The sequence below is a fragment of the Lelliottia sp. EB106-05-01-XG201 genome, from assembly GCF_058791735.1.
This window is the reverse complement of sequence record NZ_JBYTDV010000001.1, coordinates 4,701,092-4,725,933: the sequence shown is the minus strand read 5'-3', so window position 1 is coordinate 4,725,933 and position 24,842 is coordinate 4,701,092. Positions and strand designations below refer to the sequence as shown.

The 24,842-nt window shown below is 59.1% G+C and carries 18 protein-coding genes; 8 read left to right on the top strand and 10 right to left on the bottom strand.

Translation table 11 applies throughout. The annotated features are described in order from the left end of the window. Window positions 1–27 precede the first annotated feature (27 nt). From AC3WS9_RS22060 to AC3WS9_RS22045, 4 genes are all read left to right on the top strand, one after another. Window positions 28–576: a helix-turn-helix domain-containing protein gene (locus AC3WS9_RS22060; RefSeq protein ID WP_095284012.1), complete on the top strand. Its 549-nt coding sequence runs from the start codon at window positions 28–30 to the stop codon at window positions 574–576. A 20-nt stretch (window positions 577–596) separates the two neighbouring features. Next, window positions 597–1,592, top strand: coding sequence for a LacI family DNA-binding transcriptional regulator (locus AC3WS9_RS22055; protein WP_492490263.1), 996 nt, complete (start codon window positions 597–599; stop codon window positions 1,590–1,592). Window positions 1,593–1,696: 104 nt separating this feature from the next. After that, a complete protein-coding gene (locus tag AC3WS9_RS22050; protein WP_492490262.1) occupies window positions 1,697–3,820 on the top strand; it encodes an alpha-galactosidase in 2,124 nt (707 codons plus the stop codon). Between the two features lie 44 nt (window positions 3,821–3,864). Further along, entirely contained in the window at window positions 3,865–5,121 is a 1,257-nt protein-coding gene (locus AC3WS9_RS22045; RefSeq protein WP_282492173.1) for an MFS transporter, read from the top strand. Window positions 5,122–5,173: 52 nt separating this feature from the next. On the opposite strand, the gene rhaM is transcribed toward AC3WS9_RS22045, so the two are convergent. The 9 genes from rhaM to rhaB form a co-directional block, all read right to left on the bottom strand. Next, window positions 5,174–5,488, bottom strand: a complete 315-nt coding sequence (gene rhaM / locus AC3WS9_RS22040) for an L-rhamnose mutarotase (RefSeq protein ID WP_285146465.1) — start codon at window positions 5,486–5,488, stop codon at window positions 5,174–5,176. Continuing rightward, window positions 5,485–6,633, bottom strand: a complete 1,149-nt coding sequence (gene fucO / locus AC3WS9_RS22035; protein ID WP_492490261.1) for a lactaldehyde reductase — start codon at window positions 6,631–6,633, stop codon at window positions 5,485–5,487. Before fucO ends, rhaM begins: the two co-directional genes overlap by 4 nt. Window positions 6,634–6,732: 99 nt before the next feature. Next, entirely contained in the window at window positions 6,733–7,737 is a 1,005-nt protein-coding gene (locus AC3WS9_RS22030; protein WP_285154600.1) for an ABC transporter permease, read from the bottom strand. Continuing rightward, window positions 7,734–8,738 (bottom strand): ABC transporter permease, encoded by a 1,005-nt coding sequence (locus AC3WS9_RS22025; RefSeq protein WP_285146468.1) that lies wholly within the window; start codon window positions 8,736–8,738, stop codon window positions 7,734–7,736. The genes AC3WS9_RS22030 and AC3WS9_RS22025 overlap by 4 nt, the downstream gene beginning before the upstream one ends. Next, window positions 8,738–10,249 (bottom strand): sugar ABC transporter ATP-binding protein, encoded by a 1,512-nt coding sequence (locus tag AC3WS9_RS22020; RefSeq protein WP_492490260.1) that lies wholly within the window; start codon window positions 10,247–10,249, stop codon window positions 8,738–8,740. The genes AC3WS9_RS22025 and AC3WS9_RS22020 overlap by 1 nt, the downstream gene beginning before the upstream one ends. Before the next feature lie 109 nt (window positions 10,250–10,358). Next, window positions 10,359–11,345: a rhamnose ABC transporter substrate-binding protein gene (gene rhaS, locus AC3WS9_RS22015; protein ID WP_285146470.1), complete on the bottom strand. Its 987-nt coding sequence runs from the start codon at window positions 11,343–11,345 to the stop codon at window positions 10,359–10,361. Window positions 11,346–11,429: 84 nt separating this feature from the next. Continuing rightward, window positions 11,430–12,260: a rhamnulose-1-phosphate aldolase gene (gene rhaD, locus AC3WS9_RS22010; protein ID WP_285154640.1), complete on the bottom strand. Its 831-nt coding sequence runs from the start codon at window positions 12,258–12,260 to the stop codon at window positions 11,430–11,432. A 165-nt stretch (window positions 12,261–12,425) separates the two neighbouring features. Beyond that, on the bottom strand, window positions 12,426–13,685 hold the full coding sequence (gene rhaA, locus AC3WS9_RS22005; protein ID WP_492490259.1) for an L-rhamnose isomerase: 1,260 nt from the start codon (window positions 13,683–13,685) through the stop codon (window positions 12,426–12,428). A 35-nt stretch (window positions 13,686–13,720) separates the two neighbouring features. Next, window positions 13,721–15,151 (bottom strand): rhamnulokinase, encoded by a 1,431-nt coding sequence (rhaB, locus tag AC3WS9_RS22000; protein WP_492490258.1) that lies wholly within the window; start codon window positions 15,149–15,151, stop codon window positions 13,721–13,723. 301 nt (window positions 15,152–15,452) lie between these two features. On the opposite strand from rhaB, the gene rhaS (AC3WS9_RS21995) reads away from it, so the two are divergent. Both rhaS (AC3WS9_RS21995) and rhaR read left to right on the top strand, forming a co-directional pair. Further along, window positions 15,453–16,289, top strand: coding sequence for an HTH-type transcriptional activator RhaS (gene rhaS, locus AC3WS9_RS21995; protein ID WP_282492163.1), 837 nt, complete (start codon window positions 15,453–15,455; stop codon window positions 16,287–16,289). 72 nt (window positions 16,290–16,361) lie between these two features. Beyond that, a complete protein-coding gene (rhaR, locus tag AC3WS9_RS21990; protein WP_492490257.1) occupies window positions 16,362–17,210 on the top strand; it encodes an HTH-type transcriptional activator RhaR in 849 nt (282 codons plus the stop codon). Here rhaR and rhaT read toward each other — a convergent pair whose 3' ends face one another. Continuing rightward, window positions 17,211–18,245: an L-rhamnose/proton symporter RhaT gene (gene rhaT / locus AC3WS9_RS21985; protein WP_492490256.1), complete on the bottom strand. Its 1,035-nt coding sequence runs from the start codon at window positions 18,243–18,245 to the stop codon at window positions 17,211–17,213. Between the two features lie 291 nt (window positions 18,246–18,536). Here rhaT and sodA point away from each other — a divergent pair, with 291 nt between their 5' ends. Then, window positions 18,537–19,157 carry a superoxide dismutase [Mn] gene (sodA, locus tag AC3WS9_RS21980; protein WP_063144341.1) on the top strand — a complete coding sequence of 207 codons (621 nt, stop codon included), beginning with the start codon at window positions 18,537–18,539 and terminating at the stop codon, window positions 19,155–19,157. 242 nt (window positions 19,158–19,399) lie between these two features. After that, entirely contained in the window at window positions 19,400–24,784 is a 5,385-nt protein-coding gene (locus AC3WS9_RS21975; RefSeq protein WP_492490255.1) for an Ig-like domain-containing protein, read from the top strand. Window positions 24,785–24,842: the final 58 nt, after the last annotated feature.

The window sequence follows — 24,842 nt, the reverse complement described above, 5'->3', positions numbered from 1 at the left end:
TCGATTTATAGAACAAGAGGCCGTTTTATGACGCAGCCAATCAGCGTGATCGCCAAAAGCCTGGTGCGGGAACGCCTGCGAACCGGGCTGTCGCTGGCGGAAATCGCGCGCCGCGCCGGGATCGCCAAATCCACGCTGTCACAGCTGGAGTCGGGCAATGGCAATCCTAGCCTGGAAACGCTCTGGTCGCTCTGCGTGGCGCTCGGAATTCCTTTCGCGCGTCTGCTGGAGCCGCAGCAGCCGACCACCCAGGTGATCCGCCGGGGCGAAGGCACCAAAGTGATTGCCGAGCAGGCGAACTATCAGGCGATTTTACTGGCGTCCTGCCCGCCGGGCGCGCGTCGGGATGTCTATCTCCTGATGACCCAGCCAGGCGCGGACCGCATTTCGCAGCCGCATCCGCCGGGTTCTGTGGAGCACATTATTGTCACCCAAGGGCGGGCGCTGATCGGCCTGACGGACGCGCCGGAAGAGCTCGGTCCGGGCGATTACATCTGCTATCCCGCCGACCAGCCGCACATCTTTAAGGCGCTGGAACCCGATACCCACGCGCTTTTAGTGGCGGAACAAAACTAACTTCTTCGGACACGGAAATCATGTCGCTCAAAGCCATTGCCAAAGAACTGGGGCTGTCTGTTACCACCGTCAGCCGCGCCCTCAACGGATATGATGACGTTTCTCGCGAGACGCGCGCCCGCGTGGAAGCCGAAGCGCAGCGCCGTGGCTATCGACCGAACACCTTTGCCCGTCGTCTGAAGATGGGCAAAATCGACGCCGTCGGGCTGGTGTTTCCCGTGCATCCGGTTCCGCTTAATAACAGCGTGTTTATGGACATGGTCGGCGAAATTAGCCACGAACTGGCGCGACATGAGATTGATTTGCTGCTGATCGCCGATGATGACCTCGCCGACAAACACAGCTATATGCGCATGGTGCAAAGCCGCCGCGTGGATGCCCTGATTGTCGCCCATACTCTCGATCAGGACCCGCGCCTCACGCAGCTGCAAAACGCCGGTTTCCCGTTCCTCGCCCTTGGCCGCAGCCAGCTGCCGAAACCCTACGCGTGGTTTGATTTCGATAACTATGCGGGCACCTATCGCGCCACGAGTTGGCTGATCGACAAAGGCCATCAGCGCATCGCCCTGTTAGGCGAGAGTAATAATCAGGCGTTTATCACCCAGCGTCGTCTGGGCTATCTCGACGCCCTGCGCGAAGCGGGGCTCTCCAGCGAATGGCTGCGCGCCATGCCGCCGTCGCGCCGCGCGGGCTATACCACGACGCTTGAGCTGCTTTCGCTGCCCAACCCGCCCACCGCGATTGTCACCGACTGCAACACCCACGGTGACGGAGCCGCCATGGCGCTGGCCCAGCAGGGGCGACTGACCGGCAGCGACGCGGTTTCGCTTGTGGTGTACGACGGTCTGCCGCAGGACAGCATTGTCGAGGCCGATGTGGCGGCGGTGATCCAGTCCACCCGCGAGGGCGTCGGCAAGCAAATCGCTGACATGGTGCGCCAGCTCATCAATGGCGAGGATATTTCTCAGTTGCAGGTGCTCTGGCAGCCTGAATTTTCACCGGGCCAGACGGCCTAAATCTCCGCAAAATTCTAAAGTGGATCACAGATCCGAAACGTTTTGGTTGGTATCCGAAACGTTTCGCATCAACACTCAGGACATCTGATGACAGGAGATGTCCGATGCAAGATTCCATTTTACGACTCGAAAGCCCGACGACAGACGTGGTGATCAAAACTCACCCGTTCGCCGAAATTGTCTACTGGGGGCCACACCTTCGCCACTTTTCACCGCAGGATGCGCAAAGCCTGATTCGTCCGGTCGCCAACGGCAGGCTGGATGTGGATATTCCGCTGACGCTGATGGCCGAGCTGGGCCACGGTCTGTTCGGTGCGCCGGGCATCGAAGGCCACCGTCAGGGGCTGGACGGGTCTCCGGTTTTCAGGACCGAAGCTGTCGATCAGCAGGGCCAGAGCCTGACCATTACCGCAGAAGATGAACATGCCGGGCTACGCCTGACCAGCGAACTCGCCCTCGATGAGAGCGGCGTGCTGGTGGTGCGCCACGGTCTGACCAACCTGCGAGCGCAGCCATGGCAGGTGGATCGCCTGGCCGTGACGCTGCCGGTTTCGGAGCGCGCGAAAGAGGTGATGGCGTTTCATGGCCGCTGGATCCGCGAATTCCAGCCGCATCGTCTGACCCTTGAGCACGACAGCTTTGTGATTGAGAACCGCCGTGGGCGCACCTCTCACGAACATTTCCCGGCGCTGATGACCGGTACGCCGGCGTTCAGCGAAATGCACGGCGACGTGTGGGGCGTGCATCTCGGCTGGAGCGGCAACCACCGCCTGCGCGCCGAAGTCAAAACCGATGGCCGCCGCTACGTGCAGGCCGAAGCGCTCTATCTGCCGGGGGAAATGGCGATTGCCGAGGGCGAAACCCTCTGGACGCCGAAGCTCTACGCCAGCTACTCCGCGCAGGGGCTGAACGGCATGAGCCAGCAGTTCCACCGCTATCTGCGCGACAATATTATTCGCTTCCCGGAAAACAAACCGCGCCCGGTGCATCTCAACACCTGGGAAGGGATTTATTTCAACCACGATCCGGAATACATCATGCGCATGGCCGACGAAGCCGCGGCGCTGGGCGTGGAGCGTTTCATCATCGACGACGGCTGGTTTAAAGGGCGCAACGACGACCACGCCGCCCTAGGCGACTGGACGCTCGACGAGAAAAAATACCCCAACGGCCTGATGCCGGTAATCAATCACGTCAAAAATCTCGGCATGGAGTTTGGCATCTGGGTGGAGCCGGAGATGATTAACCCGGACTCGGATCTCTACCGCGCCCATCCTGACTGGGTGCTGGCGTTGCCGGGGTATCCGCAGGCGACGGGGCGACATCAGCTGGTGCTGAACCTGAACATACCTGAAGCTTTTGAGTATCTGCTGGAGCGCATGAGCTGGCTGCTGGGCGAACATCCGGTGGACTACGTGAAGTGGGACATGAACCGCGAGCTTGTGCAGCCGGGCCATCTCGGCAAAGCGGCGGCGGACGCGCAAACGCGCCAGTATTATCGTCTGCTTGAGACGCTGGGTCAGCGCTTCCCGAACGTGGAATTCGAATCCTGCTCGTCCGGCGGCGGACGTATTGATTACGAAGTGCTGACCCGCTGCCATCGCTTCTGGGCCTCCGATAACAACGACGCGCTCGAGCGCAACACCATCCAGCGCGGAATGAGCTACTTCTTCCCGCCGGAGGTGATGGGTGCGCATATCGGTCATCATAAATGCCACGCCACCTTCCGCCAGCACAGCATTGAATTCCGTGGGCTGACGGCGCTGTTTGGGCACATGGGGCTGGAGCTGGACCCGCTCACCGTCGACGAGCACGAGCGCGAAGGCTACCGCCGCTATGCCGCGCTGCACAAACAGTGGCGCGAGGTGATTCACCACGGCACCCAGTGGCGCGTGGATATGCCGGACGCCACCACCCAGGCGCAGGGTATAGTGAGCGAAGACCAGCGGCAGGGGCTGTTTATCGTCAGCCAGCTGGCCATGCCGGATTACACCCTGATGATGCCGCTGCGCATGCCGGGCCTGGCGCCAGACGCGCAGTATCGCATCACGTTGCTCGATCACCCGAATATCCGCCTGACCGGGGAAGGGGGTCACACCATGCGCAAACTCCCGGCATGGATGGAAACGCCGCAAACGGTGAGCGGCGAATGGCTGATGCAGGCGGGGCTCGTCCTGCCGATTCTGGACCCGGAAACCGCCATTCTGATTGGCGTTGAACGCGTGTAAGGGTGATGGGCCGGGCGACCGGCCCTGAGTTGAGGATAAAAATAATGAACACGACTGCCTGTACCCACAAAGACAACCCTAATTTCTGGATTTTCGGGGCGTTCTTCTTTCTCTACTTCTTCATTATGGCCACCTGCTTTCCGTTCCTGCCGATCTGGCTGTCGGATATCATCGGCCTGAATAAAACCCATACCGGGATTGTCTTCTCCTGCATCTCGCTCTCGGCGATTGCCTTCCAGCCGGTGCTGGGCGTCATTTCCGACAAGCTGGGGCTGAAAAAACACCTGCTGTGGATCATCGCGGTTTTACTCTTTTTGTTCGCGCCGTTCTTCCTCTACGTTTTCGCGCCGCTGCTGAAGATGAATATCTGGCTCGGGGCGCTGAGCGGCGGGCTGTATATCGGCTTTGTCTTCTCGGCGGGCTCGGGGGCGATTGAGGCTTACATCGAGCGCGTGAGTCGCAACAGCTTCTTCGAATACGGCAAAGCGCGTATGTTCGGCTGTCTGGGCTGGGGGCTGTGCGCTTCGACGGGCGGCGTGTTGTTCAGCATCGATCCGTCGTATGTCTTCTGGATGGGCTCCGGCGCGGCGCTGCTGCTGATGCTTCTGCTGGTGGTCGCCAAACCGAAGCCAAACCAGACCGCCGAAGTGATGAACGCGCTGGGGGCTAACCAGCCGCAAATCACCGCCAAAACCGTCTTCACCCTGTTCCGTCAGCGCAAAATGTGGATGTTTATTCTGTACGTGATAGGCGTGGCCTGCGTGTATGACGTCTTCGATCAGCAGTTTGCCACCTTCTTCAAATCGTTCTTTGCGACGCCGGAAGAGGGAACGCGCGCCTTTGGTTTTGCGACCACGGCCGGGGAGATTTGTAACGCGATCATCATGTTCTGCTCGCCGTGGATCATTAACCGCATCGGCGCGAAAAACACCCTGCTGATTGCCGGGCTGATTATGGCGACGCGCATTATCGGCTCGTCCTTCGCCACCACGGTGGTGGAAGTGATCGCCCTGAAAATGCTCCATGCGCTGGAAGTACCCTTCCTGCTGGTGGGAGCGTTTAAATACATCACCGGCGTGTTTGATACCCGTCTGTCAGCGACCATCTATCTGATTGGCTTCAACTTTGCCAAACAGTCGGCCGCCATTTTCCTTTCGGCGTTCGCCGGGAATATGTATGACCGGATCGGCTTCCAGGACACCTATCTGATGCTCGGATGCTTCGTGCTGGCGGTGACGGTCATCTCGGCGTTTACGCTGAGCAGCAGGCAGGAAATCGCTGCCGCAAGGGCGGCAGCATAATCTTTCGTAGGCCGGGTAAGGCGCAGCCGCCACCCGGCAATCACACAACACCTTACTCGAGGAAAAACACCTCTTTCAGCTCCGCACTCACCGGGCTGTTGTCCGGGTTGGCGGGCATCACGTCGCGCATGTGTTTCCACCAGCGCTGGCACACGTCGGTATTGGCTACCGCGTTCCAGCGCTCTTCCGATTCAATCTCCACGGTTGCAAACAGCAGGTGACGTTCTTTGTCGAGATAAATGGCGTAGTGGTGCGCGCCGTGGTCTTTCAGCACCGACTCCAGTTCCGGCCAGATGGGGGTGTGGCGGCGCTGATACTCCTCGTGGGCGTCCGGGTTTACCTGCATCACAAAAGCTTTGCGGATCATAAGGCCTCCAGATACAGCTCGCGCACTTCGTCGCGGCTGGCGGTGCGCGGGTTGCACGGCGCACACGGGTCGGCGAGGGCTTTGTCCAGCCAGCCTTCGATATCGGCTTTGGTGACGCCGAGTTTGCTAAACCCGGAAGGAATGCCGACGCGAGTACTCAGGGCGCGAATGGCGTTGATCGCCTCCATGCTGGCCGCTTCGTCACTCATTCCGCGCGTCTCCACGCCCATCGCCTGCGCCACGCGGGCAAAACGGGCCACCGCGTTCGGGCGGTTAAAGTTTTCGATGATCGGCAGCAGGATGGCGTTGCACACGCCGTGCGGCAGGTTGTGGGTCGCGCCTGGCTGATGCGCCAGGGCGTGTACCAGGCCCAGACCGGCGCTGTTAAAGGCCATGCCCGCCAGATACTGGCCGAAGGCCATCTGCTCGCGCGCTTCGAGGTTGTGTCCCTCGTCGACCGCTTTCGGCAGCCAGAGGCTGATCAGACGAATCGCCTCCAGGGCGTTGGCGTCCGTCAGCGGGTGCGCGCCAACGGAAACATAGGCTTCGATAGCGTGAGTCAGGGCATCCATCCCCGTTGCGGCGGTGACGGAGGCGGGAATATCGAGCATCACGCTGGCGTCGTCCACGGCGATATCCGGTATGATATTCGGGTCGATAATCACCTCTTTCACCTGGCGCTCGCTGTCGATGATCACCGCGTTGCTGGTCATCTCCGCCGCGGTGCCTGCCGTGGTGTTGATTGCCACCAGCGGCACGCCGGCATTTTTTACCTTGCCGACGCCGGAGTAGGCGGTTGACGGGCCAGGGTTGGCGGTGAGGATTTTAATCGCTTTTGCCGTATCAATCGGGCTGCCGCCGCCGAAGGCGATCAGGTAGTCACATTCGGCGCTCTGATACGCCGCAAAGCCTTTTTTCACCAGCGCTTCCGTCGGGTTCGGGAACACTTCATCAAACAGGTGATACGACATCTGATGGGCGTCCAGAGCGGTAAACAGACTTTCGAGCAGGCCCATTTTGACCAGCTGGCCGTCGGTGACGATCAGCGCTTTGCCCCACTGTTTGCTCGCCACCAGATTGACCATATCGCCGATAGCGCCTGCGCCGTGCAGGCTGATTTTCGGCAGTGCCAACATAAAGCTCATGATAATTCTCCTTAATTACTGTGATTTTTATGCCCGGCGGCGCTGCGCTTGCGCGGGCCTACGGTTAAGTAGGCCGGGTAAGCGCAGCGCCACCCGGCTTTAGATCCGTCTTCGCTGCAAAACCCGGCGGGTCATAATCGGCAGCGAAATCACCACAATCAGCATCGCGCCGATGATCACCGACATCACAATGCCGGGCACGTTGAGCAGGCTCAGGCCAAAGGTCACCAGCCCCATCAGGAAGGCGGCGATGATCACGCCCACCATGCTGCCGGACCCGCCGAGAATATTGACGCCGCCAAGCACCGCCATCGTCACCACCGCCAACTCCCAGCCCATCGCAATGGTCGGGCGCGTGCTGCCGAGACGTGAGGTGAGCAGCACCGAGGCCAGTCCCGACATCAGCCCCACCAGCGCAAACAGCAGCAGGTTGTGACGCTTCACGTTGATGCCCGAATACCACGCCCCGGTCGGGTTGTTGCCGATGGCGTAAGTCCGGCGACCGAAGTTGGTGCGATGCAGCACGAAGGCAAACACCGCCGCCAGGACGATAAACAGCGCGAACTCAAACGACAGCGCGCCCCACACGTAGCCCTGCCCGAACCAGGCGAAGCTCTCCGGCCAGGTGTTCAGCGCCTGATCGCCGAGCAAAATGTAGGTAATGCCGCGATACAGGCTCATGGTGCCGATGGTGATCACGATCGACGACAGGTTAAAGCGCGTCACCAGAAAGCCGTTGAACAGCCCGCACAGCAGCCCGACGCCTAATCCCACGCAGACCAGCAGCGGCGTATCCACGCCGGCCGCCGCGCAAAAGCCCATCGCCGTGGAGCTGAGCGCGATGGTTGAGGCCACAGACAGGTCGATTTCACGGGCGATAATCAGCATCGCCATCGGCAGCACGATGATCGCTTTTTCGGTGAAGTTGAAGGTGGCATCCGACAGGTTCCAGATATCGAGGAAGTACGGCGAGGCCATCGCGTTGACGATAAACACCGCCAGCGTGACCGCCAGCAGGAAACCCTCCCAGCACAGCAGGCGCTGGAAAATCCCCGTCGAAGTCGGTTGGTTTTTGATCTCTTCGGTAGTCATCATTTTGCTCATGAGTTCACCGCCTGTTTCTGCCGCGCCAGGGCGGCATCGCGCAGGATCAGCCGCCCTTTGCGTTTGTTGCCGCGTTCATTGAGCAGCACCGCAATCACGATCACCGTCCCGGAAATCGCCATCTGCCAGAACGGCGAAACGCCGATCACCGGCAGCGCGTTGTTGATCACCCCAAGGAACAGCGCGCCAAACAGGCAGCCCAACACCCGGCCCGTGCCGCCCATGGTGCTGATTCCGCCGATTACGCACGCGGCGACGACCTGCAGCTCAAAGCCGTTGGCAACGTCGACGTAGGCCACGGCGAAGCGTGAGATCCACAGATAGCCGCAGAATCCGGCCAGCGCGCCCGAGAGGCAGAAGCTGACGAACTGCATTTTGCCCGCGTTAATCCCGGTGTAATACGCCGCCGTGGCGTTGCCGCCCGCGGTGTACAGGGCGCGTCCGGTGCGACTGTAGCGCAGGAAATAGCCGACCAGCAGCAGGGCGGCAATCGCGCACCAGCTCAGGACCGGCAGGCCGAGCAGGGAGGCGCGCGGCAGAGCGAGGAAATCCGCCCCCATTTGGTTGGAGTTCACCCAGCCGCCGCCGGTGAGTAAAAAGATAATCCCGCGATAGATGCTCATGGTGCCGAGCGTCACCACAATCGCCGGGATCCCCAGTTTCCACACCAGCAGGCCGTTGATGACGCCCATCAGCAGGCCGAGGGCGGTGGCGAGAAACAGCAGCGCCCAGACCGGCACGTCGGGATAGTGGAAGTTAATCAGGGCGACAATCATCCCGGTCAGCGCCAGATTGGCCGCCATCGACAGGTCGATGCCTTTGGTCAGCAGGACCATCATCTGGCCCAGCGCGAGAATGATCAGAATCGAGGTGTCGTTAAACATCTCGACCAGATTTCCCGGCGCGATAAACGACGGCACCCGGCTGCCGATGGCGAGTATCATCAGCACGATGACGCCGCCCAGCAGGGCTTCGCGGTGTTTCAGGAGTGACTTGAACATTACGCGGCCTCCTGTTTTGCGCCGCTGGCCGCGCTGACGATGGTTTCCGCCGTCGCGCCGCCTGCCGGGTATTCCGCCACCATCAGCCCTTCGTGCATGACGATGATGCGATCGGCCATGCCCATCACTTCCGGCAGTTCCGACGAGACCATGATCACCGCCAGCCCCTGGCCGACCAGTTCGGACATAAACTGATGAACGGCCGCTTTTGAGCCAATATCGATGCCTTTTGTCGGCTCATCGAGGATGATCACCTCAGGATGCGTCGCCAGCCATTTGCCAATAACCACCTTTTGCTGATTGCCGCCGGAGAGCGTTTCGACCGGCTGTTTCCAGCTAAAGGCTTTGACCTGCAAGCGTCGGGCGTACTCATCGGCCAGCGCCCATTCGCGATCCTGGTTTAATACGCCGCCGGGGTTGAGTTTGCTCAGCTGCGGTAGGCTGATGTTCTGGGCAATCGACAGCTCGATAATCGCCCCCTGCTTTTGCCGCTCCTCCGGCACGCAGACAATCCCCGCGCGGATCGCGTCGGCAGGCTGGCGGAAATGCTGCGCGCTGCCGTTGAGGACGATTTCGCCGGAAGAGGGGCGGGTCACGCCGGAAAGCGCCTGCATCAGTTCGGTCCGCCCGGCGCCGACCAGCCCGTAAAAGCCGAGGATTTCGCCTTTGCGCAGAGAAAACGAGATGTGCGCGAACTCGGTCGGGTGGCAGAGGTCTTTCACCTCCAGCACCGTCGCCCCTTTTTCGCACGCCACTTTCGGGAAGGTCTGGGTGATCGCCCGGCCCACCATCATCGCCACCATCCGCTCCTCGGTAATGTCGTTGATCGCCCCTGCGCCAACGAATACGCCGTCGCGCAAAATGGTGTAGTGATCTGCCAGCTCAAAAATCTCGTCGAACTTGTGCGAGATAAAGAGAATGGCTTTCCCCTCCTGCTTGAGGCGCTCAACGATCTGATAAAAATCGAGGATTTCGTGCTGCGACAGGGCGGCGGTGGGTTCGTCGAGGATCACCACCTGCGCCTCGAACGACAGGGCGCGGGCGATGGCGACCATATGCCGCTGAGCGATGCTCAGGGTTTTGAGCGTCGCGCGCGGGTCGATTTGCACCTCGAGGCGCGTGAGGATCTCCTGCGCCCGGCGGTGCATCTCTGGCCAGTCGAGCTTTTTGAAAAAGCCTTTGTGCAGGTACTGGCCGACAAAAATGTTTTCGGTCACCGACAGCTCATCGAACAGCACGGTTTCCTGATGAATCGCGGTAATCCCAACCTTGTGCGCCGATTCGGGCGTCGGGAGATGAATGGGGATCGCTTTATAGAGGATTTCGCCCTCTTCAGGCTGGTAAATCCCGGTCATCACTTTGACCAGCGTCGATTTGCCCGCGCCGTTCTCGCCGATCAGGGCGGTAACTTTGCCGGGCCAAAGCTCAAGCTGCACGTTCTCCAGGGCGCGCACACCAGGGAAAACCTTGGTGATGCCCTTGAGCTCCAGCAGCGGGGTGGATGCGGTCATGAGAGTTCTCCGGATAATCCCCTCTCCCCCCGGGAGAGGGTTAGGGTGAGGGGACGTGCGGCCTGATGCCCTCACCCCGGCCCTCTCCCACAGGGAGAGGGAGAAGGGATTAAAAGATTTTTGAGAACTTATCAATATTGCTCGCATCGTAGACGAACGGCTCGGCCATTGCGCCGCTGCCGTCGGCATCGAGCTTCACTTTGCCCAGTTTGCCCATGCTGGCTTCGTCTTTGGTGGCGGTGCCTTTCACCAGATCGTCGGCTAAATAGGTGGCGGCGTAGCCCAGGTCGATCGGGTTCCAGATGGCGAAGCTTTTGCTCGCCCCGGATTTCACCGCGCCGGCCATTTCAGACGGCAGGCCAAGGCCGGTGACGTACACTTTGCCAATCTTGCCCTGATCCTTCACCGCCTGCGCAGCGGCCACGATCCCGACCGACGACGGGGAGACGATCACTTTCAAATCCGGGTAGGTTTTCAGCAGGCCGACCGCTTCGCGGTAGCTCTTGTCCGACAGATCGTCGCCATAGGCCACGGTCACCAGATTGACGGATGGGTACTGCGGCAGCACCTTTTTCATCTCGGCAATCCAGGTGTTCTGGTTGGTGGAGGTCGGGGTGGCGCTCAGAACGGCCACTTCGCCTTTATCGACGTTCAGGGCTTTCAACGCCTCGGCGGCCAGCTTGACGTTGGTTTCACCGATCAGCGCATTATTGGAGGGATTGAGGTGGATCTGACGCCCGGCTTTCGCCACGCCGGAGTCCCATGAAACGACTTTGATCCCGCGCTGCATCGCTTTTTTCAGCACCGGCACCAGCGCGTCAGGATCGTTGGCGGAGATGGCGATCGCATCTACCCCCTGGGCGATCAAGCCGTTCAGCACTTCGATCTGCGCTTCGGCGGTGGTGGTGGTCGGGCCGGTATAAATCACTTTCACATCACCCAACTCTTTGGCCGCCTCCTGCGCGCCAACGTTCGCTGCCTCGAAGAATCCATTTCCGAGAGATTTCGCCACGAGGGCGATTTTCACTTCTGCAAGTGCGGAACCGGACAACGCCAGAGCGGCAACGGTGAGGATTAAGCTTATCTTTGTTTTCATTGCTTTTACTCCACTAGATAGATGACATGTGTAGGGTTTGCAGGTGTTTTTTCGCCCCGTCTCAATGAGCGGGGCGCGATGTTGTTATTTGTACAGCGCTAACGCCGATTTCAGCGGGGTGACGCCGAAGCGTTTACCCAGCGCAATCAGCTCTTCCTGGGTGATGGTCTGCTTCATTCCGCCCATGGAATAGACCTTCACCAGCACTTCCGCCGACTTCTCGGCGGTATCGATCAGGCCAAAGGCTTCATCCAGCGTCGGGCCGCTGCCGAACACGCCGTGGAATGGCCACAGAACCAGGGAATGTTTCTGCATCTCTTGCGCGGTGGCTTCGCCGATTTCATCCGTGCCCGGCACCATCCACGGCAGAATGCCCACGCCGTCCGGGAACACCACCAGACACTCGGTGCTGCCTTCCCACAGTTTGCGGGTGATGAAATCGGTGCTGTTTTCCAGCACATAGGTCAGGGCGATCAGGTTGGTCGCGTGGCAGTGCATGATCACGCGGTCTTTGCCGTCCGTCGCCTTGATGCGCTCGCAGTGGGAGAGGAAGTGCGCCGGAAGCTCTGAGGTCGGCACCGCTTCGTGGGTCAGCCCCCAAAGAATGTGGTAGCCCGCGCCGTCGCTGTCCACTTTTACGATGCCTAAATTCGCGGCCGGATCGAGCTGTACGTTGCGGAAGAATTTGCCGGAACCGGTGACGATAAACGGCGTGTTGGCCAGCAGCGGCATCGGCTGGCTCAGGGCGATATAGCGCGGTTTCTGGTGGAAATCGGCTTCGAACGGTGCGATATCGGCATCGTCGAGGCGCAGCGTCAGGTTGCCCCCGTTGCGCTCGTCCCAGCCTTTCAGCCAGGCGTCGGTGGTGGCTTTGATCATGCCCTGGACGAACCAGGCGTTGGTGATGGTGTGCATAGTGTTCATGTTCCTGTTAATTCGGTGAGGCCTGATGCCCTCACCCTAACCCTCTCCCACAGGGAGAGGGGACTGTTCGGAGCGCTGGTTTTCTCCCTCACACACAGGGAGGAGCGCTGGTTTTTCTCCCTCTCCCTCAGGGAGAGGGCAGGGGTGAGGGTTGTGTTACCCGCGAGTCGCTAACACCTCTTTCTCATACGCCCGCACGTTGTCCAGCCACTGGCTGCCCGCTGGCGCATCGTTGCGCTGGCAGTACATCTCCCACACGGCCTGCCACGGCAGGGATTTTTGCTCTTCGAGCAGCGCCAGACGCGCGGTGTAGTCGCCTTGCTCTTCGAGCGTACGCAGGGCCGCCGTGGGCTCCAGCAGGGCGCGCAGCAGGGCTTTTTTCATGTTGCGGGTGCCGATCACCCACGCCGCGATGCGGTTGATGGAGGCGTCGAAGAAGTCGAGACCGATGTGCACGCGGTCGAACAGGTCGTGGCGGATGATTTCGCTGGCGATGGCCTGAGTTTCGTCATCCAGCAGCACCACGTGGTCGCTGTCCCAGCGTACCGGGCGGCTGACGTGCAGCAGCAGGCGCGGAACGTACAGAATGGCGGCGGAGATTTTGTCGGAGATCACCTCAGTCGGGTGGAAGTGGCCCGCGTCCAGGCACAGGGCGGTCTGGCGGCTGGTGGCGTATCCCATGTAGAACTCGTTCGAGCCAACGGTGTAGCTCTCCGCGCCAATGCCGAACAGCTTACTTTCCACCGCATCGATGTGATGCGCCGGGTTGAGTTTCTCGCTGATCACCTCGTCGAGCGCTTCCAGCAGGCGCTGGCGCGGGGCCAGGCGGTCCACGGTGATGTCTTTCATGCCGTCCGGGATCCAGATGTTCATCACCGACGGCGTGCCGAGCTGTTCACCAAAATAGGCCGACACGCGGCGGCTGGCTTTGACGTGGTCGATCCAGAACTGGCGAATCTCATCGTCGGCGTGGGAGAGGGTAAAACCGTCGGCGCTCAGCGGATGTGAGAAGCAGGACGGGTTAAAATCCAGCCCCAGTTTGTTGGCTTTGGCCCACTCCACCCAGTTCTTAAAGTGTTCCGGTTTGATTTCATTACGCGCCACCGGCTCGCTGGCTTCGTGGTAAATCGCGTGCAGGTTCAGACGTTTTGGTCCAGGAATCAGACTCAGCGCCAGCTCCAGATCGGCCCGCAGTTCGGTGGCATTGCGCGCTTTGCCCGGATAGTTGCCGGTCGCCTGAATGCCGCCCGTCAGCGCGCCGCCGCTGTTTTCAAAGCCCGCGACGTCGTCGCCTTGCCAGCAGTGCATGGAGACCGGCAGACGGTCGAGCTGACGCAGCGCCTCTTCGACATCCACGCCTACGGCGGCGAAACGCTGTTTAGCCAGTTCCCAGGCTTGTTCAAGTTGAGTGGTCATGCGCAAAGCTCCTTTGTCAGTCGTTTTTGCAGAAACTACGCCTGATAGCGGGCAATTTCATGGCAGGGATTAGGGGTAAAAGTGGTGAGCGGGTAGTTGTGAGTCACCACCGCCCGGAAATCGTCAACACTGGAAAGCTCGTCCAGGGTCATCAGCTGAATGCCGATATTGCCCAGCGTCGAGGCCTCAACAGGGCCCGCGACCACGGTGATCCCGCAGGCGTCGGCGCAGAGCTGGTTCAGCAGCTGGTTCTGGCAGCCGCCGCCCACGATGTGCAGCTGAGAGAACGGCTTACCGCGAAGCGCCGCCAGCTCGTTCAGAACGTCGGCGTAGAGCAGGGCGAGGCTGTCAAAAATGCAGCGCGCCAGTTCAGCCGGAGTCTGCGGCACGGGCTGCGCGCTCTCGCGGCAGGCGGCCTGGATCTCGGCGCTCATATTGCGCGGATTGATAAAGCGGTCGTCGTTCGGGTTGATCACGAAACGACAGGCGGGCAGCTTTTCTGTGTCGGCAATCAGGCGCGCCAGGTCGGTAATGTTCTGCTCTTTCAGCACTCGCTGGAGCAGCCACAGCCCCATGATATTTTTCAGCACCCGGTAGCGGCCTTCCGCGCCGCCCTCGTTGGTGATGTTCGCCGCCAGCGACTTTTCGCAGGTGTAGGGCGTTTTGCTCTCAAAGCCCATCAGCGACCAGGTGCCGGACGAGAGATAGGCCGCGTTTTTGTCTGCCAGCGGCGAGGCAATCACCGCGCTGGCGGTATCGTGGCTGGCGACGGCGACCACCGGGATTTCATTTTTCAGTGGGCAAATCCAGTGACCGATCACATTCCCGGGATGGGTCGGCGTACCGAACCAGGCAGGCGATGCGCCGGTCCAGCCGAGCAGGTGTTCATCCCAGGTATCGGAATTGATGTTCACCAGTTGGGTGGTGGTGGCATTGGTGTATTCCCAGTTCATTTTCCCGGTCAGGCGGTAGCTGAAGTAATCCGGGATCAGCAGGGCGTGGGCGACGTTCGCCACCAGCTCCGGCTGCTGTTCCACCAGAGCGCGCAGCTGATAGAGGGTGTTAAAGGGTAAGAACTGGATGCCGCTGCGCCCGTAGATGTCGGCTTTGCCGAGCTGGTCAATGGCGCGGGCCATCACGCCGTCAGTCCGGCTGTCGCGGTAGGCAACGGGCAGGCCGACGCGGTTGCCGTTGCGGTCGAGCAGGACAAAATCGACGCCCCAGGTGTCAATCCCGATGCTGTCGATCAAAATCCCTTCGTCGCAGACCTTGTTCAGGCCGGTGCGGATTTCCGCTTCCAGACTGTCAATATCCCAGGTCTCCACGCCGTCCTGCTTTTGCAGGCAGTTACCGAAGCGATGGATTTCACGAAGCGAAAGTGCGCGCTGTGCAGGCACGTAGCTGGCGAGCATCACGCGCCCGCTGGATGCGCCTAAATCGACAGCCACACAATGGCGAGAGGTCATAATTCGGTCCTTCTTGGAGTCATTGCGAAACAGTCTAAGAAAGGGAAGAAAAACGCACCTTCTCGCCACTGACAGGCAAAATCCCGCGCTGGCAAGAAAGCAAAGATGAACGTGAGGGAGTTCACAGTTTCCAGTCATGACGCGGTTTTCAGGCCGTGTGACCGTTGCCGCATTTCCCGATCTTTCCCGCCGTTTCTTGAAAAACGGACAGGCTTTGCACGCTTTGACGTCGAAAATTGAAGGTGAGAAACCCGGCCCTTAATTACTATTTTGAGAACATTTCTCATTGGTGGTGGCCGTTATGACCGTACTGCACAGCGTGGATTTTTTCCCTTCAGGAAGTTCGCCGGTGGCGATCGAGCCGCGGCTGCCTCAGGCGGCCTTTCCTGAACATCATCATGATTTTCATGAGATTGTGATTGTTGAGCACGGGACGGGCATTCACGTGTTCAACGGCCAGCCCTACACCATCAGCGGCGGGACGGTGTGCTTCGTGCGCGACCATGACCGGCACTTGTATGAACATACGGACAACCTGTGCCTGACCAACGTGCTTTACCGTTCTCCGGATGCGTTCCAGTTTCTCTCCGGGCTCAACCAGCTGCTGCCGCAGGAGCAGGACGGGCATTACCCGTCGCACTGGCGGGTGAATCAGTCGACGCTGCAACAGGTGCGTCAGTTGGTGGGGCAGATGGAAAACGCCGAAGACAATGCCGAAACCCACGCCCGCGCCAGCCGGGAGCTGCTGTTTATGCAGCTGCTGGTGTTGCTGCGCCGCAGCAGCCTGGTGGAAGGGGCGGAAAACAACGATGCGCGCCTCAACCTGCTGATGGCGTGGCTGGAAGATCACTTCGCGGAAGAGGTGTGCTGGGAGACGGTGGCAGACAGGTTTTCACTCTCCCTGCGCACGCTGCATCGCCAGCTCAAGCAGCACACGGGCCTGACGCCGCAGCGCTATCTCAACCGGCTGCGGCTGATCAAAGCCCGCCACCTGCTGCGCCACACGGACGAAAGCGTCACGGATATCGCTTATCGCTGCGGGTTTGGCGACAGTAACCACTTTTCGACGCTGTTTCGCCGGGAATTTAGCTGGTCGCCGCGCGAAATCCGCCAGGGACGGGATGCGTCACTTCAGTAACGCGAGGACAATCACCGTTTTTTCGGCGCAAAACGGCTAATAATGGCAGGTTATTAGCCGTTGAGGTGTGTTGTGGGCGCTCCGTTAATCCTTCGCAAAACCGATTTCTTTGCTAACGCCGGGCAGGCCGTCGCGGTGGCCGATCGCTATCCGCAAAACGTCTTTGCCGAGCACACGCACGAGTTTTGCGAACTGGTGCTGGTGTGGCGCGGCAACGGCCTGCACGTCCTCAACGACCGCCCGTATCGCATCACCCGCGGCGATCTGTTTTATATCCGCGCGGAAGACAAACACTCCTACGCCTCGGTTAACGACCTGGTTTTACAGAACGTGATTTACTGCCCGGACCGGCTCAAACTCAACGTCGATTGGGCAGGATACATCCCCGGATTTAATGAAGCGCACACCGCCCCGCACTGGCGGTTGAGCAGCAACGGCATGACTCAGGTGCGCCACGTCATCACCCAGTTAGAACAGGAGAGCCAGAAGGCTGAACCGGGCGCGAACGAGATGGCCGAGCTTCTCTTCGCCCAGTTGGTGATGACCCTCAAACGCTACCGCTACGCCACGGACAACCCTTCAACCACCGAGCAGGAAGCGCTGCTGGATAAGCTCATCACCACGCTCGCGGGAAGTCTGAACCGCAGCTTTGTGCTGGAGAAATTTTGTGAGCAGGAGCAGTGCAGCGAGCGCGCGTTGCGCCAGCAGTTCCGCACCCAGACGGGCATGACCGTGAACCACTACCTGCGCCAGCTGCGCATCTGCCACGCGCAGTATCTGCTGCAACATACGGAGCTGATGGTGAGTGAGGTCTCGACGCGCTGCGGCTTTGAGGACAGTAACTACTTTTCGGTGGTGTTTAATCGCGAGGTGGGGATGACGCCGGTTCAGTGGCGTCATCACAGTCGAAAAGCGGCGTGATTAATTCGCCATGCCAAGACCGACAATGTTGGCGGCAATAATAATCACCACGCAACCCAGACTCAGCACGCTCACCGGACGCCGTCCGGCGTTGTTCCACTCTTTCAGCACCAGCCCGACAATCCCGCCGCACAGCACGTAGAAGCTCATGTGCAGCATCCAGCTCATGTAGTCATACTGCGGTGGAATGCTGGCGTGGCCCCAGGCATAGAAGAAGAACTGCAGATACCACATCAGGCCGCCGAGTGCCGACAGCAGCACGTTGCTGATGATGAGGTGTTTTGCCAGCGAGAAGTCGGCTTTTACCGACAGGTTCTTCACTTTTGCCAGACGAATGAAGCAGAAGCCGAGGTTCACCAGCGCACCGCCGCCCATGATCACTACGTAGCTTGGCAGGGCAACGTAGAGCGGATCCACGCCCAGCGCAGCCGCCGCTTCGTGCATCGGTTTGGCGGCGTTCATCGCAAACGACATCCCGGCGGAGAAAATGCCGCACATCACCGCCAGCACCAGCCCTTTCTTCAGGTTGAACTCTTCCGCGCGAATGCCCATTTTGCGCTCTTTCAACTGCCCCGCGCGGGTGACAATCCCCACGCCGACCACCGCCACCAGCACGCCCAGCAGCGTCATCTGGCCGCCTTTGGTGTTGATCAGCACGTCGAAATTACCGTTCAGGATTGGCGTCATCAGCGTGCCGACAATCAGGGTGATGCCAATCGCAATCCCGATGCCCATCGACATCCCGAGATAGCGCATGGTCAGTCCGTAGTTGATATTGCCGATGCCCCACATCGCGCCGAACAGAAAGACCGGCAGCAGCGTGGAGGCGCTAAAGGAGGAGAAATACCCCCAGAAATCGGGCAACAGAATGGCGCTGATGGTCCACGGCAGGATCAGCCAGGAGACCGTACCGCCCACGGACCACATGGTTTCCCATGACCAGTGTTTCACCTTTTTAAACGGGGCATAGAAACAGGCTGCACTGGCTGCGCCTATCAAATGCCAGAAAATACCCATCGTAATCGCATGATTCATTTTTTTACGTCCTCATCGTTTTTATAGGCCGGTGGCTTCCCTCCGACCCGATGAGTGTAAAAATTAAGCGGCGAGCGAACCTTCAGAAGGTTGCCGCACTTTTCTTGTCTATGGCAATCAGCGCGTTAACCGCGTGAGCAGACTCACAAATTCGGCATTGGTACAAAAACGAATAACCTTATAAAAACTACGGCATTGATAATCATTTTCAATATCATTTAATTAACTATAATGAACCAACTGCTTACGCGGCATTAACAGCTGTGCCGCCCGACAATAATGGAGAGGATTATGAGTTATACACTGCCATCCCTGCCGTATGCCTATGACGCACTGGAACCGCATTTCGACAAGCAGACGATGGAAATCCATCACACTAAACACCACCAGACTTACGTGAACAACGCGAACGCAGCGCTGGAAAGCCTGCCAGAATTCGCCAGTCTGTCTGCTGAAGAGCTGATCACCAAACTGGATCAACTGCCAGCTGACAAGAAAACCGTTCTGCGTAACAACGCCGGCGGTCACGCTAACCACAGCCTGTTCTGGAAAGGCCTGAAAACCGGCACTACCCTGCAGGGTGATCTGAAAGCCGCTATCGAGCGCGACTTCGGTTCCGTGGACAACTTCAAAGCTGAGTTTGAAAAAGCAGCAGCGACCCGTTTCGGTTCTGGCTGGGCATGGCTGGTACTGAAAGGTGACAAACTGGCTGTGGTTTCCACTGCGAACCAGGACTCCCCGCTGATGGGTGAAGCGATCTCTGGCGCATCCGGCTTCCCAATCGTGGGCCTGGACGTGTGGGAACACGCTTACTACCTGAAATTCCAGAACCGTCGCCCGGACTACATCAAAGCCTTCTGGGACGTGGTGAACTGGGACGAAGCAGCAGCACGTTTCGCCGCTAAAAAGTAAGTCATCACTGAGTTCGAAAGCCTGGCCTGTGGGTCAGGCTTTTTTTTGTCTGCGCGTTTTTGAGCAACGCTGAAACTACTCTCCCCAATGCTCAACTTTTCCCAACGCCTATTTTTAAATTATCTTTATTTACGGGCGTATTATTTATTCTTCGGATAGACCTCAGGTTCTGTATTGGTAATGCGTGCGCTTTTGAGACATTATTGCGAAAATTCTTATTTCCGGATGTTTCAGGTGTATTTATGCGCGGTACTGGAAAAATAACAGCCTCTCTGAATATTATTCTCTATTGTTATTTATTAGTCTTTCATTCTTTCTTATTTTCTTTTCCGGCTCAGGCGGATGAAAAAACGCTGGCGGCGGATGTTTCATCCGCGGGAACGCTATTAAGTCAGAATGACCGCATGGATGCCGTCATTAATAGTCTGGTCAATAGCACCAGCGGAAAAGCCACCTCTGAAGTTCAGCAATGGCTCCAGCAGTATGGGACAGCGCGCGTCAACGTGGGCGTCGACAGGCAGTTTTCGCTCGCCAGCGCTGACTTCGATTTTCTGCTGCCACTCTATGACAAAGATCAGCATCTGATTTTCACCCAGTCAGGCATTCGCCGCGCTGACGACCGCAATGTGATCAATCTGGGCGTCGGCTATCGCCATTTCTCCGACAGCTGGATGTGGGGGGTAAACACCTTCTACGATCAACAGATTTCCGATAACACGCACCAGCGTCTCGGCGTAGGCGGCGAATTGGGCTGGGACTATCTCAAACTCAGCGCCAACGGCTATGCGCGCCTCTCCGGCTGGAAAGACTCCACCGCGCACGAGGATTACGAAGAACGCGTGGCGAACGGCTATGACCTGCGGGCGGAAGGGTATCTGCCCGCTTACCCGCAGCTGGGCATGCAGCTGATGTGGGAGCAGTATTACGGCAAAGACGTGGCGTTGATGGGCAGCGATAAAGACCAGCGCCAGCGCAACCCCTATGCTGTGACCGCAGGATTGAATTACACCCCGGTTCCGCTGGTGACGTTGGGCGTGAATCATAAAGCCGGGAAGGGCGATCAGCACGAAAGCCAGGTCGAAATGAATATTAACTGGATGGCGGGCGTGCCGTTTGCCGATCAGCTGGATGCGGATAATGTTCAGGCGCGTCGGACATTACGCGGCAGCCGTTTAGATCTGGTCAGCCGCAATAATAATATTGTGCTGGAGTATCGGAAAAAGGAATTAATCTCACTTTCACTTCCTCAGCATATTGAAGGGGTTGAATCTCAGACATTACCTGTCGCCGTGAAAATAGCCACGAAATATCCCTTAAGTCATATTGTCTGGCAGGATTCAGAGCTGATGATCCATGGCGGAAAAATAAGTGAAAACAACGGCGCATGGTCGATTGTTCTTCCGGAATATCAGCCAGAGGGTGCGGAAAAGAATATTTATGTCATGTCCGCGACGGCCTATGACAGCAAAGGTAACGCCTCAGATAAAGCCTGGATTAGCGTGGAAGTGAAAGGCTATAACCCGGTGACGGCGACCACGCAGACCACCGTCTCCAGCGATAATCTCATTGCCGACGGCGTCAGCTCCACGCCGGTGACATTGACGGTTATGTCCGGAACCGGAAAACCGATCGGCGGCGTAGCCGATCAGCTTAGCGCCCAGCTCATCCATCCCGTCAGTGCGAAAAAGATGAGCGTTAAACGCCTGAGCGCCGCGCCATCCACGAGCGAAAAAATGACGCCATTCGTCGAACAAAGCCCTGGCATCTACGTCAGCACCTACACCAGCGGCACGACGCCGGGTACGGTCATCATTCAGTCTCGCTATAACAGCACGCTGCTCAGCAAGGCGACCATCACGCTGCTGGCGGCCAATACGCAGTATCACTTCGTCCAGCTGGATGCGACCAAACCGGCCGCGCTGGCGAACGGCCAGGATGCGATAACCCTGACGGCGCAGGTGACCAACACGCGCACTAACCAGCCCGTAGCGGGCGTGCCGGTGACGTGGCAGGTGGATAATCCCGACGCGGTTTTATCGGCAGAGCAAAGCGTGAGTGACGCGCAGGGCCATGCGACGGTGATGTTGACCAGCAAAGCGGTGCTGGGAGCGACGGTCACCGCCGGGCTGGAAAACGGCGAGACGGTGAAGAGCAGCGTCCTGCAGTTCACGACGGACCTGCAAACGGCAAAAGTGGCCGAGGTGGACGCGGACAAGCTGCGCGCGAAGGCGAACGGGCAGGAGACGATTACCCTCAGCGCCCACGTGGTCGATGCGAGTGAACATCCGCTGGCTAACCAGCCGGTTAAATGGGCGATTGCTTCGTCTACGAACGCCGTCCACTTGTCGGACAGCCAGAGCACCACGGATGACAACGGCGTGGCGACAATCTCGCTGACGGCGGCGCAGGCCGGTGACGCGGTGATTTCTGCCGCGACGGGCAGCAGCGCAGCGGTGTCATCGAAGACATTAACCTTCACCGCCGATGCCGACAGCGCGGTGATGGGCGCGATCTCCGCCAGCAAAACCTCCGGGCTGGCTAACGGCCAGGATGGGATCGGCCTGAATGTGAAAGTCGTCGATGCCAATAAAAACCCGGTTCAAGGGGCAAAAGTGACCTGGCAGGCGGCCAGCGCCACGGCGCATCTCTCCGCTGCAACGGCGATGACGGACGACAAGGGCGAAGCCAGTGCCAGCCTGACCTCATCCACCGTCGAAGCGCTGGAGGTTTCGGCGAAGCTGGGGGAACAAACGCAGACCTCGGCCACGCTGAGCTTTACCTCTGACAGCACCACGGCCACCGCCAAATCCGTACAGGTCGACAAAACCCAGGCTACGGCGAATGGTAACGATCGGGTGACGCTGACGGCAAAAGTGGTCGATGCCAGCGATCATCCGGTGGCGACAGCGCCGCTGAAATGGACGGTGGTTCAGGGGCAGGCCACGTTGAGTGACGCGCAGACCACGGCAAACGCGCAGGGCGAGAGCGTCATCACTGTGACCTCTGAACATCCTGGCACGGTGGTGGTGTCGGCCAGTTCAACGACGGGCGCGGCGGTGAACTCGGCGGAAATGACCTTTATCGCCGATACGGCTACGGCCAAAGTGACGGCGGTGACGGTCGATAAAACTCAGGCGCTGGCAAACGGGGCCGATACGGTGACGTACAGCGCAACGGTGAAAGATGCCGAGGGGAATCCGCTCAACGATCAGCTGGTGAACTGGGCGGCGACGCCTGCGACGGCGAAATTGTCCGGGGCGACGTCCCGGACGGATGCCACCGGCGTGGCGATCGTCACCATGACCTCGAAGACCACCGGGGATGTGAATGTCAGCGCCAAAGCCGGGGGCGGCACGGCCTGGAATGCGCCAGTGGTGACGTTGATTGGGGATGTCTCGACGGCGCAGTTGGGTGGTCTGAAAACCAGCAAGTCAACGGCGGTGGCGAATGGCGTCGATAAAGTCATCATCAGCGGCCAGGTGACGGACAGAACGGGCAATCCTCTGAACAACATTCCCGTGACGTGGTCGGTCACACCGTCCACCGGTTTGCTCTCGCAAAGCACAGGAACCAGCGACGCTCAAGGGCAGGTCTCCGTCGAACTGAGCGCTAACCAGCTGGGTAGCTATCTCGTTAAAGGCGTCGTGAACGGCGATGAAGAGACCTCACAGCCCGTCACTTTTGCCGCAGATGTTGCCACGGCTGCTGTGCGTGTGCTGACCGCCGATAAAACGGCGGGTATCGCTGCGGGCGGGGATACCGTAACGCTTACTGCGGTGGTGAAAGACGACAATGGTCTGCCGATCGAGGGCATGAAAGTGTCCTGGAGCGGCGATAATGCCAGCGGGGAATTCAGTGCTGAGAACAGCATGACGGACAGCAATGGGATCGCTTCGGTGACCTATGGCAGCACGCTGGCCATGCCGACGCAGATTACCGCGAGGGCGATCAACAAGAATCCCAAAACGCTGGCCTTAGACATCGTGCCCGATCTGCAGAGCGCGACGCCGGGGGCGATTGATGTCGATAAAAACACCGCCACGGCTAACGGCAGCGATCCCATTACCCTGACGACCGTGGTGAAAGATCAGTACGGCAACGTGGTGAAACAGGCGCTGGTCAGCTGGCATGCGGTGATTTCGTCGATGGATTACAGCTTATCAGCGGACAATCAGCCGACGGATGCCAATGGCCAGTCGAGCGTCACGATAACCTCGACAGACCGTGGGCCGCTGAGAGCTGTTGCCACCTTTAACAGCACGCAAAAAACCTCGCCGATAATGGTTTACATATCTGATACCGCCACGGAGAAAGTGGCGTCGCTGGTGGCGAGTCAGACGACAGGCCTGGTGGCGGGGGTCGATACCGTCTCGCTGCAGGCGTTGGTCACAGATGAGAACGATAACCCGGTCCGCAACGCGGTGGTGTACTGGCGCACGGACAACGACAGCGTTGTGTTCCAGTTGGGCGAGTCCAGCGTGACCAATATCAATGGTATCGCTGAGACGTCGTTTATGGCGACGACCGCGAAGCCCACGGTGGTCGGCGTGGGGATCAACAACAGCAAGCAAACGGTGACGGTCGATTACATTGCCGATCCGCGCAGCGCAACGCTTAAGACCCTGAAAGCGGATAAAACGAAGGCCGTTGCGGACGGCCAGGAGAAAGTGACCTGGGTGACCAACGTGAAGGACGGTAACGGGAATAATCTGTCGGGCGTCACGGTCAACTGGAGCAGCGACAGCGCCTCTCTGGCGCTCAGCGGGACCAGCAGCGTCACCGACGCGATGGGGAATGCGAGCATTCTGGGCTCGACAACCCAGGCCGGGGATGCGGTGGTTACCGCAACGCTGCCGGTCACGGGGGGAGTGATGCACGCCGCCAAAGTGAGTTTTATCGGCGACAGCAAAACCGCCACGGTGGTGACATTAACGTCGGATAAAACAACCGTCGCGGCTAACGGCGCGGACGCGGTGAAATATACCGCCACAGTGAAAGATTCCCACGGTAACCTGGTGCCGAATGCGGAAGTGGTGTGGACGACGTCACTCAACAAGCTGACGGCAGCAAGCACCCTGACCAGCAATGACGGCGTGGCGTACGTCAGCCTTTCAGGTCACGACATCGGCCTGGCCGCCGTCACAGCACAAGCTTCTGCGGGTGGCTCAACGCTGAAAGTGGATAACGTGGTGTTTATCAATAACATCAACGATAGCTGGGTGATTAACTCTGCCACCTCGGAATACAAATCGCCGCCTATCGTCGGTTTCCCGTCGCAAGGGTTCGTGACCGTCTCGCCGACCGTGGGACCCACGTCACTGGACTGGGCGCCTTCGGGCTATGCGAGTGTCTCCACGCCTGTTGCCCTGGTCGCCACCGATGGCAAGCAGTACAGCGTGAATGTTAAAGGCTATCGCCAGTCATATTGTACGCGGCGGCCACTGAACGCTGCGGTAACCTGTCAGGTGACCGATGCGCCAATCTATGCGGTCTTTACCTTCGATAAGGCGGATAACCCGACGTTACCAGCCGGGCACTACATCGGGATTATCAATTTCCGGGGCGAAGACTGGCACTCCAGCTATACGTTTGACTATAAACTGACGGTCGATCTGACGGTGCAATAGCGGCAAAAAAGCTTGCACGCAGAAGAGGGAAAAGCGAGTCTGAGGGCTCGCTTTTTTT